This window comes from Streptomyces sp. URMC 124, from assembly GCF_051386455.1.
Taxonomy (GTDB): Bacteria; Actinomycetota; Actinomycetes; order Streptomycetales; family Streptomycetaceae; genus Streptomyces.
Map to the genome: position 1 here is coordinate 25,860 of NZ_JBPQTS010000002.1, position 12,900 is coordinate 38,759.

Sequence of the window (12,900 nt, forward strand, 5' to 3'; positions counted from 1 at the left end):
ACGAGCCGACCCGGCGGGCCGGTCAGCCTGCCCGGCGCAGCCGGAGCTCGCGCAGGCCGGCCACCAGGAGCACGGCGCCGGTCGCCGCGGCCGACCACATCAGCTGCGGCCGGGCCCCCTCGTCGGTCAGCATCAGCACGAGCACGCCGGCCATCCCGGCCAGAGCGACCCAGGTCAGATACGGGAAGCACCACATCCGCAGGGCGAGCCGCTCCGGCATCTCCCGCTCGATCCGGCGCCGCAGCCGCAGCTGCGAAACGGCGATCAGGCCCCACACGAAGAGCAGGACGGCACCCACGGCATTGAGCAAGTACCGGAAGATCGAATCCGGCCACTGGAGATTGAGTATCACCGAGGCGAAACCGAACGCGACCGACGCCAGCACGGCCCGGCGCGGCACGCCGCCGCCCGACACCTTCAGCAGCGTCCTGGGCGCCTCGCCGCGCTCGGCGAGCGAGAAGACCATCCGCGACGAGCCGTAGAGGTTGGCGTTCAGCGCGGACAGCAGCGCCACGAAGACCACGATGTTCATGATCTGACCGGCGGCCGGGATCCCGATGTGGTCGAGCACGGCCACGTACGGGCTCTTGCCCGGCTGCATGGACGACCACGGGAGCAGGGTGACGATGACGAGCATCGAGCCCACGTAGAAGAAGAGGATGCGCCACACGGCGCTGCGCACCGCACGGCCCACGGCGCGCGCCGGGTCGTCGGACTCGGCCGCGGCGATCGTGAGGACCTCCAGGCCGCCGAAGGCGAAGACGACGGCGAGGACGCCGGAGACGACCCCGCTCACGCCGTTGGGCAGGAAGCCGCCGTCACCGGTGAGGTTGGTGAAGCCCACGGCCTCGGTGTCCGGCAGCACGCCGAAGATCGCCAGCAGGCTCAGGGCCAGGAAGAGGACGATCGCGCCGACCTTGAGCGCGGCGAACCAGAACTCGAACTCGCCGAAGTTCTTCACGGCGGTGAGGTTGGCGGCCGTGAAGACCACCATGAAGATCAGCACCCAGGCCCACTGCGGCACGCCCGGCACCCAGCCGTTCGCGATCTGCGCCGCGCCCGTGGCCTCCACGGCCAGCACGACCACCAGCAGGAACCAGTACAGCCAGCCGACGGTGAAGCCCGCCCAGCGGCCCAGGGCCCGCTCGGCGTGCACCGAGAAGGCGCCCGAGGCGGGCATGGCGGCGGACATCTCGCCGAGCATCCGCATCACCAGCATCGCGAGTGCGCCCGCGATCAGGTAGGAGACGATGATGCCCGGCCCCGCCACGGCGATGCCGGCGCCGGAGCCGACGAAGAGGCCGGCGCCGATGACGCCGCCCAGCCCGAGCATCGTCAGGTGGCGCTGCTTGAGCCCGCCCGACAGGGGTTCTTTCTCGCCCGCGAGACTCTCCGCGGTGGGGGGTGCGTCGTGCATGGGTGCGTACTCTCGGATCCGCGCGAAGGGCGCTGGCGATCTTCGCGCGGAGCGCAAAGGGGTATAGGTGACTCCACATTCTCCCGGCAAGGCCGTCCGAGCCAAGCCTCACCGAGCTCCAGTGACGAGCATCACGCGAAATCCGGCCCGCAGCGGGAACCACCCGGGGAACTCTCCAAGCAGCACGCCCCGCCTTTGTCATTGCCGTGCGATGCCCGTTCGAGTGCGCTCGGTTAACGTCACCAGGTCACTGCTTGTCCCCACCACTCAACTGCGGAGTAAAGATGGCCACCGCCGCTGCCTCAGTTCCCCGGACCGGTACGGTCCTCGCCGATCTGCTCCCCGCTTCCACCGCCGGGCGCGCCCGGGTGCGCGACGCGGCCCTCGTCCTCGGCGGAGCCGCCCTCACCGGCCTCGCGGCGCAGATCGCCGTCCCGGTGCCCGGCTCCCCGGTCCCGGTCAGCGGCCAGACCTTCGCGGTCCTGCTCGTCGGCACCGCCCTCGGCGCCCGCCGCGGCTTCCTCTCCCTCGCCCTGTACGCCGTCGCCGGCGTCGCGGGCATGCCGTGGTTCGCCGAGGCCCGCTCCGGCGCCGCCTTCCCGTCCTTCGGCTACGTCCTCGGCATGCTGCTCGCCGCGACCGTCGTCGGCGCCCTCGCCCGCCGCGGCGCCGACCGCTCGGCCCTGCGCACCGCCGGCACGATGGCGCTCGGCTCCGCGATCATCTACGCGGTCGGCGTGCCGTACCTGGCGCTGGCCACGAACATGTCCTTCGCCGACGCCGTCGCGGCGGGCCTGACGCCGTTCCTCATCGGCGACGCGCTCAAGGCGGCGCTGGCGATGGGCGCGCTGCCCGCTGCGTGGAAGCTGGTCGGCCGCAAGGGCTGATCTTCCTCCTCTCTATACGAGCGGCCCGCGCCCCCCAAGGGGACGCGGGCCGCTCGTACAGATGCGCGCTGTTGGGTGCTGGTCAGCGCCCGGCGTTCGCGCGGTGACGGCGGTCGAGGACGACGCCCAGCCCCACGACGATGACACCCACCAGGCAGGAGGCGAGCACCGTCTGGCGGTTGTCGCCGCCGGTGTAGAGCATGTAGCCCAGCACGAAGGTGATCATGCCGATGGTGGCCCACGTCAGGTACGGGAAGAACCACATCTTCACCGTGAGCTTCTCCGGCATCTCGCGCAGGATGATGCCGCGCATCTTCAGCTGGGTGAAGCAGATCACCAGCCAGACGAAGAGGGCGACGGCGCCGGAGGCGTTCAGCAGGAACTTGAAGACGGTGTCCGGCCAGACGTAGTTGAAGATCACCGACACGAAGCCGAAGACGACCGAGGAGAGGATGGCGACCTGCGGCACGCCCCGCTTGTTGACGGTGGCGAAGGACTTCGGCGCGTCGCCGCGCTGGCCGAGGGAGAAGGCCATACGGGAGGCGGTGTAGAGGCCGGAGTTCAGGCAGGACAGGACGGCCGTCAGCACGATGACGTTCATGATCTGGCCGGCGTGCGGGATGCCGATCGAGTCGAGCGCCGCGACGTAGCTGCCCTTCTCCGCGATCTCCTTGCTGTCCCACGGGAGCAGGCTGACCACGACGAAGATCGAGCCGAGGTAGAAGACGGCGATGCGCCAGATGACGCTGTTGGTGGCCTGGCGGACCGCGCGCTGCGGGTCCTCGGACTCACCGGCGGCGAGCGTGACGATCTCGCTGCCCATGAAGGAGAAGACGACCATCAGCACACCGGTGAGGATGGCGCCCGCGCCGTTGGGCAGGAAGCCGCCGTGCGCGGTGAGGTTGTCCAGGCCCGCGCCCGGGTTGTCCGAGCCCGGCAGCACGCCGAAGACGGCCAGGCCACCGATGATCACGAACGCGGCGATCGCGACGACCTTGATGCCGGCGAACCAGAACTCGAACTCGCCGTACGAGCTGACCGAGGCGAGGTTGGTCGCCGTCAGCACGATCATGACGATCAGGGCCCAGGCCCACTGCGGGACGGCCGGTATCCAGCCGTTGAGGATGGCGGCGCCCGCGGTCGCCTCGACCGCCAGCACGACGACCCAGAAGAACCAGTACAGCCAGCCGATGGAGAAACCGGCCCAGCGGCCGAGCGCCCGGTCCGCGTAGGCGGAGAACGAGCCGGAGGTCGGGTTGGCGGCGGCCATCTCGCCGAGCATCCGCATCACGAAGACGACGAGCGCGCCGACGAGGGCGTAGGAGATGAGAATGCCGGGGCCGGCGGCGGCGATGCCCGAGGCGGAACCCACGAAGAGGCCCGCACCGATCACACCGCCAATGGCGATCATGGACAGGTGGCGGTTCTTGAGTCCGGCCTTCAGGCCGTCCCCGCCCGCCGCCGGGGCGTTACCGGGATCGCCGGTCGTCGACCCCTTCGTCATGGTCGGCGGTGTCGCGCTCATATGCACGTTCCTTCGGGTTGTTCCTTTGGTTCTCGGGTTACGAGCCACCGCATTAGAACTTTTCGAAGGTGTTTTTAGGAAGACCCGAATCCATTTCGTTGTGTTCACTCAGAGTTACCACGACCTGCTGGGCGATCACGCTTCCCGTTCGTGCCACACTCGGACGCATGCGCGTGTACCTCGGCTCCGACCATGCCGGCTACGAACTCAAGAACCACCTCGTCGAGTGGCTCACGGCCCACGGCCACGAGCCCGTCGACTGCGGTCCCCACATCTACGACGCCCGGGACGACTACCCGCCGTTCTGCCTCCGTGCCGCGGAGCGGACCGCTGCCGACGCCGGCAGCCTCGGCATCGTGATCGGCGGCTCGGGCAACGGCGAGCAGATCGCCGCCAACAAGGTCAAGGGCGTCCGGGCCGCCCTGGCCTGGAGCGAGCAGACGGCCGCCCTCGGCCGCGAGCACAACGACGCCAACGTCATCAGCATCGGCGGCCGGATGCACACCCAGGAGGAGGCGACGAAGTTCGTCGAGATCTTCCTGGCCACGCCGTACTCGGGTGAGGAGCGGCACACCCGCCGCATCGAGATGCTGGCGCGCTACGAGACGACGGGCGAGCTCCCGGAGATCCCGGCGCACCACCCGCAGCAGTAGTCAGTTCTTCCGCCCGGCCCGCCCGGTCTTCGTGACCGGGTGGCCGGGCCACCCCGTCCGGAGGACAGCCGCCGTGCCTGAAGGGCATACGATCCACCGCCTCGCGGCGGACCACCGCGACCTGTTCGCGGGGCGAACCGTTCGCGTGACCAGCCCCCAGGGCAAGTTCTCCGACGGCGCGGCCCTCGTCGACGGCCGTCCCCTGGAGACCGCCGAAGCCCACGGCAAGCACCTCTTCCTCGGCTTCGGCGCCGCCGACTGGATCCACGTCCACCTCGGCCTCTTCGGCAAGTACGCCTTCGGCACCGGCCACGCCCCGCCGCCCACCGACACGGTCCGCCTGCGCCTGGCGCACCCCGAGGCCTACGCGGACCTCCGCGGCCCGACCACCTGTGCCCTGATCACCGATGCCGAGAAGCAGGCGATACACGACCGCCTCGGCCCGGACCCGCTGCGCCCCGCCGACGACGGCGAGGCCGCCTGGCACCGCATCTCGCGCAGCCGCACCAGCGTCGCGGCCTTGCTCATGGACCAGAAGGTCATCGCGGGCGTCGGTAACGTCTACCGCGCCGAGGTCCTCTTCCGGCACGGAATCGACCCTTACCGCCTCGGCCGTGATCTGACCCGCTCCGAATGGGAGGGGATCTGGTCGGACCTGGTCGAGCTGATGCGCGAGGGCGTCCGTAACAACAGAATCGACACCGTACGGCCCGAGCACATGCCGGAGGCCATGGGCCGCCCGCCGCGCGTGGACGACCACGGCGGCGAGGTCTACGTCTACCGGCGCGCCCTGATGGCCTGCCACATCTGTGGCGGCGAGATCCGCACCGCCGGTCTCGCCGCCCGCAATCTCTTCTGGTGCCCGGGCTGCCAGCAGCGCTGACAGCCCCTCAGCACAGTCCGCAGGATCCGGGGACGCGGTTAGAAGCCGTGCGGCAGCCAGGGCGCCACGTCCCCGCCGAAGCCCGCAGCTGCCTCCTCCAGCGCCCCCTCGCGCAGCTCCCGCACCCGGCCCGCCCCCGCCAGCGATGCCAGGGACACCCCGCCCAGGTAGGCCGATCCCAGCTCCCGCACGGACAGGGCCAGGTCGGCCGCGTCCTCGGTGCGCTCGCAGGAGGCGCCCTTCGCGTCGCCGGTCAGCCGCCACCGCCCCGCGTTCCAGGGACAGAACTCGTCGGTGACGTCCAGCACCACATCCACCGGGGCGCGGTACGTCCGCGCGGAGAGCGCCGCCCCGACGTCGACCAGCCGCACGTGCAGCGAGTCCTTCACGCGCGGCTCGCACCGCCGGATGTCGCTGACGAGGTGCAGCAGCGGATCGTCCACCGGCCGGTTGTGGGCGGTCACGACCGAGGTCAGGTCGAGCTCCGTCAGATAGCGCCACAGCGCGGCGTACGCGGCCGGGGTCAGCGCCTCCACGTCGCGCAGCAGCACCGTCCCGCCCGGGCCCGACTCGGCCCACAGCGGCCGGACCGCGTACCGCGCGTACCCCACCGTCCGCCCGTCCGCCTCGGCGAGCACGCACTGCAGCGGCGACGCGCCCTCGCGCCCGGCCGCCGGGTCGAGCAGCGGCACGGCCTCCCAGCCGGGCTGCCGCGCGAGCATGCCGGGGCGGGCGGCTACCCGGCGTGCGTAGACCGCCTCGCAGGCGTCGCGCGCTTCATCGGGCTTCGACAAGCGCAGCCGCACTCCGTCCGTGCCCTCCGGGGCGGACACGCGCACGCGGGTCGTATCGATACGGACGCTCAGGGAGTGGGTCGCGATGCCGTAGCCGAACCGCCCGTAGATGTCCGGCTCGGAAGCCGTCAGGACGGCCAGGGGTTCGCCCCAGGCCCGTACGTCGTCCAGCTGCCGCCGCATCATCTGCCGCAGCACGCCGCGCCTGCGGTGCGTCGGCCGCACGCTCACCATCGTCACCCCGGCGGCGGGCACCGGGGCGCCCCCGGGAACGGTGATCCGCAGGGCGAACGCCCCGGTCGTACCCACCGCCTCCGGCCCGTCCCAGACCCCGATCGAACGGTCGAGGCCGGCCAGCTCCCGCCACAGGGCCGCCTCCTCCGGAGCCTCGGGGACCCCGCCGAACCCCAGCTCCACCGCGGCGTACCAGTCGTCGAACTCAGCATCGCGCAGGACTCGCAACTCCGTTGTCATACCCCATGCCTAGCAGCGACCCGGCCCCCCGGGCGCAGGAATTTCGCATATGGGGCCGACCCTGTCGCACGGGACGTACCGTGCACGGCCGTGTCGGCGCGGCGTGAGTCGACGCACCGCCGAATGGGTGGATAAGGTCACGATGCAATGACTGGCGGTGCGGAGACCCCGACGGCCCGGATGCGCAAGGCGTGGCACCGGGCCCGCACAAGCGTGCGCAAAGCCGGGGTCGACTACTTCCGCGGCGACGGATCCGACTGGATCGCCCTCGCGGCCCTGCTGCTCACCGTCCCCGCCCTCGCCCTGACCACCATCGCGCTGCCCGCCTGGTGCGTGCCCACCGCCCTCGTCCTGCCGATCGTCGCCGGCGGGCTGCTGCTGCGCCCCGCCAGCCTCCTCGCGCTCTACGCCGCCTCCGCCGTGGCCCTCATCGCCGAGGCCGCCGTGATCAACCCCGCCGCCTCCGGCGACGGCGTCCGCGTCACCCCCGGCACGATCCTCGTCGTCGCGGCCGTCGGCTTCCTCGGCCTGCTCATCGCCCAGTTCCGCAGCCGCGTCGGCGTGCCCTGGCGGCGCGGCGGCACCATGCTCTTCGACCTGCGCGAACGCATCCGCGTCCAGAGCAAGCTGCCCAAACTGCCGCGCGGCTGGCACCGCGAGATGGCGCTGCGCCCGGCCGGCGGCCAGTCCTTCTCCGGCGACTTCGTGGTGGCCGCCCGGACGAACGGCGGCCGCACCCTGGAGGTCGTCCTGACGGACGTCTCCGGCAAGGGCATGGACGCCGCTTCCCGCGCGCTCCTGCTCTCCGGCGCCTTCGGCGGCCTCCTCGGCTCCCTGCCGCCCCACGACTTCCTCCCCGCCGCCAACGGCTACCTGCTCCGCCAGGACTGGGACGAGGGCTTCGCGACCTCCGTGCACCTCGTCCTCGACCTCGACAGCGGCGACTACGAGATGTTCTCCGCCGGCCACCTGCCCGGCCTCCAGCTCTGCGCCGGCACCGGCCGCTGGGAGGAGAAGGCCGCGGAGGGGCCGCTGCTCGGCGTGTACGACGGAGCCCAGTTCGACCCGATAAAGGGCACCCTGCAGCCCGGCGACGTCCTCATGCTCTTCACCGACGGACTGGTCGAGACCTCCGAGCGGGACCTCACCGAGGGCATGGACCGCCTCACGGGCGAAGCCGACCGCTACGTCTCCGCCGGCTTCCAGGGCGCCGCCTGGCACCTGATCGAGGCCGTAGCGAAGGACGTCAACGACGACCGGGCCCTGCTGCTGATCTGCCGGCACTGAACACCGAACCACGGAGGCCCCGCATGACCGTTCTCGACCTCGCCGCCGTCGAGGCGCTCGCGCGCCGCGCCCACGCCGCCCAGACCGACAAGGCCGGCCGCCCGTACACCGAGCACCTGGCCGCCGTCGCCGAGGGCGTGCGGCGGCGCGGCGGCAGCGACGAGCAGACGGCCGCGGCCTGGCTCCACGACGCCGTCGAGGACGGCGCGGTGAGCGAGGAGTGGCTGGAGGGCTCGGAGCTGCCCCGGGCGGTCAAGGACATGGTCCTGGCGGTCACCAAGCGCCCGGGCGAGACCCCGGAGGACTACGCGGCCCGCATCCTGGCCACGCCGGGCGCCCTCCTGGTCAAGGAGTCGGACCTCGCCCACAACTCCGACCCGGAGCGGGCGAAGGAGCTGGACGAGGCGACGCGGAGCCGCCTGGCGGCGAAGTACGCGCGAATGCGGGCCCTGCTGGGCATCGAGGCGTAGGGAAGCGGCCGGGCCCGGCCCGTCGCTCTAGGGCTTACGGAAAGCCCACTCCATGCGCGGCTCCATGACGCACCGGAACACCCGCCGCACCGGCGCCGTGCACAGCGCCGTCATGCCCGCGATCGCGATCAGGGTCACCACGACCTCGCCGACCGGCCGACGCACCCACGCCGCCGCGTCGTACCACTCCCACCAGCGCGACAGCTTGATCAGGAAGCCGTGCAGCAGGTACCCGTACAGGGTCCCCGCGCCCAGCGCCGTGAACCACACCTTCCGGCGCGGCACCCAGGCCAGGAAGCCCGCCGTGAGCACGGCCGCGCACAGGAACAGCACGAGCGTCGCCACCGGGGCCGTCCAGGCCGGCTCGTGCAGGTCCTGGACGGCGCTGCTGCGGTAGAGCCAGCCGGTGTCCAGCCCCGGGGCCAGCCGGTACGCGACGGCGACCGCCACGGCGAAGACCGGCACCGCCGCGATCCGCACCCAGCGGCGCCGCACCAGCTCGAAGTGCTCGCGCCGCAGGTGCAGGCCGATCACGAAGAACGGCAGGAACTGCAGCACCCGCTCCATCGCGAAGTCGCCGCCGACCTCGGGCGAGACCGCGGCCAGGACGGACACGGCGAACGCGACGGGGATCGGCCACCGGATGAGCTTCCACACCGGGGTGGTCAGCCGCCAGATGAAGAGCGCGGCCAGGAACCAGTTCAGGTACCACGGGTTGAGCAGGGAAATGGGCTCCGGCGGCGCGTCGTCCTCCGCCCAGTGCTGGAAGAACGTGTAGGCGACCTCGAAGACCAGGTACGGCACGACCACCCCCGTGAGCAGGCGCTTGAGCTTGGCGGGGCTCAGATCGAAGCCGCGGGAGAAATACCCGGATATGAGGATGAACGCCGGCATGTGGAAGGTGTACACGGTGATGTACAGCGCCATCGCGGCGCGGCTGGTGTGGGAGAGCGGCTCCCACGCGTGTCCCAGCGCCACGAGGACGATCGCGAGGTATTTCGCGTTGTCGAAAAAGGGATCGCGCTGTGCGGGGGCGGCCGGCGCGGGCGCCGGAGCGGGCCGCCCCGAGGGGATCACCGCGCTGGCGGGAGGTGTGACGGCGGGGGACATCCGACGCACCCTAGCCGCGCCGCGCCGGTCGCCGCCACGCGGTCCGCCAAGTCGCCCGATATCCACTGCCCACGGCTTTGCGGGCAGTTTCTGGACGAAGTGCCGATGAAATGTCACAGGCCCACGGAAACAGGGAAGTTGGTGGCACGATGGTTGACGGGCGAGGGCCGCGGGGAGCATGTCTCCCGGGCAGACCAGTGAGTATCCGACCGAGGGTGTGATCAGTTGTGGCCATTTCGCTGTCAGTGGTGCTGCTCTTGGCGATCGTGCTGGTGGTGCTCTTCCGCTCCAACAGCATCAAGGGCGGGCCGGCGATCGTCGCCATCCTCTTCGGCTTCTTCCTCGCCTCGACGGGCATGGCGCCGTCGATCCAGAGGTTCCTGAACTCGATCGCCGAGACGATAAACGGCATCAAGTTCTGAGCCGCGGCTTCCGTGCCGCGCACCGGAATCCTCCGCGCTGCGCCCGGGCGCCTTCCGCGCCGCGCGCCGGAACGACGAACGCCTCCGGCAGGGCCGGAGGCGTCGGTGGAGCGGGCGACGGGAATCGAACCCGCGTAGCCAGTTTGGAAGACTGGGGCTCTACCATTGAGCTACGCCCGCACGCGCCGCGATCCCCCTGAAGGGCGTGCGGCACGTTGTGCATCGTAGCGGGTCCGGGCCGTGCGCCGCACGTCACCCCTTCGGCCCCCGCCGCGCGCCGCTTCCGCGCCGCCCCGTGCTCCCTCGCGCCGACGTTAACCAGGTCACTGACACCTCCGCGGGCATGTACCCTACGTCTCGCACTTACGGGGTGTGGCGCAGCTTGGTAGCGCGTCCGCTTTGGGAGCGGAAGGTCGTCGGTTCGAATCCGGCCACCCCGACCACGCACGACGACACGCGGCCGCGCCACGCGGCCCCGGGCAAGATCACATTGTGGGCCTCATCCTGCTTGCGGTTACTATGCAAGCTGCGTGCCCGTGTGTCTGCACTACCGAGTCTGCCTACCGGGCGCGATCCGCTGAACCTCAGCAGAATCACCAGAAGTCAGCCCCAAGGAGACCGAACCGTGAAGAGCGCCGTGGAGACCCTGAACCCGACTCGGGTTCGGCTCACTGTCGAGGTGCCCTTCGAGGAGCTCAAGGCCAGCCTCGACGCGGCGTACAAGAAGATCAACCAGCAGGTCACGGTGAAGGGCTTCCGTCAGGGCAAGATCCCGGCCCGTGTCATCGACCAGCGCTTCGGCCGCGGTGCGGTGCTGGAGGAGGCCGTCAACGACGCGCTTCCGAAGTTCTACACCGAGGCGATCAACGAGGCCGAGCTGAACCCGCTGGGTCAGCCCGAGGTCGACATCACGGAGCTGAAGGACGGCGAGCTGCTGGCCTTCACCGCCGAGGTGGACATCCGCCCGACCCTGGAGATCCCGGACTACTCCGGCATCGAGGTCACCGTCGACTCCGTCGAGGTCACCGACGAGGACGTCGAGAAGTCGCTCGAGCAGCTGCGCGACCGCTTCGCGACCACCTCCCCGGTAGAGCGCGCCGCCGCCGAGGGTGACATCGTCACCGTCGACCTGGAGGCCAAGGTCGACGGCGAGGTCCTCGAGGACGGCGTCGCCAAGGGCGTCGACTACACCATCGGCTCCGGCCAGCTGCTCGACGGCATCGACGAGGCCGTCACCGGCCTGGAGACCGGCGGCACCGCCACCTTCACCTCCGAGCTCAAGGGCGGCTCCGCCGAGGGCAAGGAGGCCGAGGTCAAGGTCGACGTCACCGCCGTCAAGTCCCGCGAACTGCCGGAGCTCGACGACGACTTCGCCCAGCTGGCGAGCGAGTTCGACACGCTGGAGGAGCTGCGTGCCGACAGCCGCAAGCGCCTTGAGCGGATGAAGAAGTTCGACCAGGCCACGCAGGCCCAGGAGAAGGTCCTGGACGAGCTGATCAAGCTCGTCGAGGTCCCGATGCCGGAGAAGCTGCTCGAGGACGAGGTCAACACCCGCAAGCACAACCTCGAGCACCACCAGCTGGGCCAGATGGGCCTGGACCTGGCGAAGTACCTGGAGATCCAGGGCAAGTCCGCCGAGGAGTTCGACGCCGAGCTCAAGGAGCAGGCCGAGAAGGGCATCAAGACCCAGTTCATCCTCGACGAGATCGTCAACAAGGAGAAGGTCTCGGTCGGCCAGGAGGAGCTCACCGAGCACCTCATGCGCCGTGCCCAGTCCTCCGGCATGAGCCCCGACCAGTTCGCCCAGGCGGTCGTCGAGGGTGGCCAGGTCCCGATGCTCGTCGGTGAGGTCGCCCGCGGCAAGGCGCTCGCCACCGTGGTCGAGGCCGCCACCGTCAAGGACGCGTCCGGCGAGGTCATCAGCCTGGACGACGAGGACGAGGACGGCGAGACCGTCGAGGCCGGCGCCGAGGCCTGAGCCCCGGTAGTCAGCCGGAGCGGCCGCTGAGGCGGCCGCGCGGCGGGCCGTAAAGGCAGCGACGGACGGGTCCGGACGTGTTTCACGCGTCCGGGCCCGTCCGCGTCCCCCGGGGTGCCCGCCACGGGTGTCCCCGGGCCCGCACCGCCCGCTGCGGGCCGTCGCGGGCTGCTGTGCGACCTGCGGAACCTGCGCTCAGAGCGAACAGTTCCTGATGCGGGATGGCGGCCGCCGAACAGCGCGTTAGGGTCCGTAGATACGAGGGCAGGGGACCACTTGGCGACCGCCGGAAGCACTCCGGCCGTGCCGCCCGTACCCCGGTCCCCGGAGAAGACGCGGAGACGGCCCGTTGCCGTCAGAGACGAGCAGGTGGATACGTGACGAATCTGATGCCTTCCGCCGCCGGTGAGATCGCCATCGGTGGTGGCCTCGGCGACCAGGTCTACAACCGGCTGCTCGGGGAGCGGATCATCTTCCTCGGCCAGCAGGTCGACGACGACATCGCCAACAAGATCACGGCGCAGATGCTCCTCCTGGCCGCCGACCCGGACAAGGACATCTACCTCTACATCAACAGCCCCGGCGGCTCGGTGACGGCCGGCATGGCGGTCTACGACACCATGCAGTACATCCCGAACGACGTGGTCACCATCGGCATGGGCCTCGCGGCCTCGATGGGCCAGTTCCTGCTGACCGGCGGCACCCCGGGCAAGCGCTTCGCGCTGCCCAACACCGACATCCTCATGCACCAGGGGTCCGCGGGCCTCGGCGGCACCGCCTCGGACATCAAGATCCAGGCCGAGCAGCTGCTGCGCACCAAGAAGCGCATGGCCGAGATCACCGCGCACCACACCGGCCAGACCGTGGAGACCATCATCCGCGACGGCGACCGGGACCGCTGGTTCACCGCGCAGGAGGCCAAGGAGTACGGGATCATCGACGAGATCATCACCCACGCTTCCGGCGTTCCGGGCGGCGGCGGCACCGGGGCCTGAGAGCC

Annotated in this window: 12 protein-coding genes and 2 tRNA genes; 9 read left to right on the top strand and 5 right to left on the bottom strand. The window is 70.7% G+C overall.

All coding sequences use genetic code 11. The features are described 5' to 3' along the window. Positions 1-22: 22 nt before the first annotated feature. A complete protein-coding gene (locus ACSNOG_RS00665; RefSeq protein ID WP_436750499.1) occupies positions 23-1,417 on the bottom strand; it encodes an amino acid permease in 1,395 nt (464 codons plus the stop codon). Positions 1,418-1,701: 284 nt separating this feature from the next. Between ACSNOG_RS00665 and ACSNOG_RS00670 the strand changes: the two genes are divergently transcribed. Further along, on the top strand, positions 1,702-2,304 hold the full coding sequence (locus tag ACSNOG_RS00670) for a biotin transporter BioY (protein WP_436750500.1): 603 nt from the start codon (positions 1,702-1,704) through the stop codon (positions 2,302-2,304). A gap of 82 nt (positions 2,305-2,386) precedes the next feature. On the opposite strand, the gene ACSNOG_RS00675 is transcribed toward ACSNOG_RS00670, so the two are convergent. After that, complete coding sequence (locus ACSNOG_RS00675) at positions 2,387-3,829, bottom strand: amino acid permease (RefSeq protein ID WP_436750501.1); 1,443 nt, start codon at positions 3,827-3,829, stop codon at positions 2,387-2,389. A gap of 167 nt (positions 3,830-3,996) precedes the next feature. Here ACSNOG_RS00675 and ACSNOG_RS00680 point away from each other — a divergent pair, with 167 nt between their 5' ends. After that, positions 3,997-4,482, top strand: a complete 486-nt coding sequence (locus ACSNOG_RS00680) for a ribose-5-phosphate isomerase (RefSeq protein ID WP_436750502.1) — start codon at positions 3,997-3,999, stop codon at positions 4,480-4,482. A 73-nt stretch (positions 4,483-4,555) separates the two neighbouring features. Further along, a complete protein-coding gene (locus tag ACSNOG_RS00685) occupies positions 4,556-5,365 on the top strand; it encodes an Fpg/Nei family DNA glycosylase (RefSeq protein WP_436750503.1) in 810 nt (269 codons plus the stop codon). A gap of 38 nt (positions 5,366-5,403) precedes the next feature. Here ACSNOG_RS00685 and ACSNOG_RS00690 read toward each other — a convergent pair whose 3' ends face one another. Next, a complete protein-coding gene (locus ACSNOG_RS00690; RefSeq protein WP_436750504.1) occupies positions 5,404-6,633 on the bottom strand; it encodes a GNAT family N-acetyltransferase in 1,230 nt (409 codons plus the stop codon). A 147-nt stretch (positions 6,634-6,780) separates the two neighbouring features. On the opposite strand from ACSNOG_RS00690, the gene ACSNOG_RS00695 reads away from it, so the two are divergent. Together ACSNOG_RS00695 and ACSNOG_RS00700 are read left to right on the top strand one after the other, a co-directional pair. Next, positions 6,781-7,920: a PP2C family protein-serine/threonine phosphatase gene (locus ACSNOG_RS00695; protein WP_436750505.1), complete on the top strand. Its 1,140-nt coding sequence runs from the start codon at positions 6,781-6,783 to the stop codon at positions 7,918-7,920. Between the two features lie 23 nt (positions 7,921-7,943). Then, positions 7,944-8,390: an HD domain-containing protein gene (locus tag ACSNOG_RS00700; RefSeq protein ID WP_436750506.1), complete on the top strand. Its 447-nt coding sequence runs from the start codon at positions 7,944-7,946 to the stop codon at positions 8,388-8,390. Between the two features lie 27 nt (positions 8,391-8,417). Here the strand turns inward: ACSNOG_RS00700 and ACSNOG_RS00705 are convergent, their stop codons facing one another. Further along, positions 8,418-9,500, bottom strand: coding sequence for an acyltransferase family protein (locus ACSNOG_RS00705; RefSeq protein ID WP_436750507.1), 1,083 nt, complete (start codon positions 9,498-9,500; stop codon positions 8,418-8,420). 227 nt (positions 9,501-9,727) lie between these two features. Here ACSNOG_RS00705 and ACSNOG_RS00710 point away from each other — a divergent pair, with 227 nt between their 5' ends. Continuing rightward, positions 9,728-9,922 (top strand): hypothetical protein, encoded by a 195-nt coding sequence (locus ACSNOG_RS00710; RefSeq protein WP_168092540.1) that lies wholly within the window; start codon positions 9,728-9,730, stop codon positions 9,920-9,922. 106 nt (positions 9,923-10,028) lie between these two features. On the opposite strand, the gene ACSNOG_RS00715 is transcribed toward ACSNOG_RS00710, so the two are convergent. Further along, positions 10,029-10,102: transfer RNA gene (locus tag ACSNOG_RS00715), tRNA-Gly, on the bottom strand. Between the two features lie 186 nt (positions 10,103-10,288). Between ACSNOG_RS00715 and ACSNOG_RS00720 the strand changes: the two genes are divergently transcribed. The 3 genes from ACSNOG_RS00720 (at position 10,289) to ACSNOG_RS00730 (ending at position 12,895) form a co-directional block, all read left to right on the top strand. Next, a tRNA-Pro gene (locus ACSNOG_RS00720) sits at positions 10,289-10,365 on the top strand. Between the two features lie 182 nt (positions 10,366-10,547). Then, positions 10,548-11,900 (top strand): trigger factor, encoded by a 1,353-nt coding sequence (gene tig, locus ACSNOG_RS00725; protein ID WP_436750508.1) that lies wholly within the window; start codon positions 10,548-10,550, stop codon positions 11,898-11,900. 389 nt (positions 11,901-12,289) lie between these two features. After that, a complete protein-coding gene (locus ACSNOG_RS00730; RefSeq protein WP_058044443.1) occupies positions 12,290-12,895 on the top strand; it encodes an ATP-dependent Clp protease proteolytic subunit in 606 nt (201 codons plus the stop codon). The last annotated feature ends 5 nt before the right edge of the window (positions 12,896-12,900 follow it).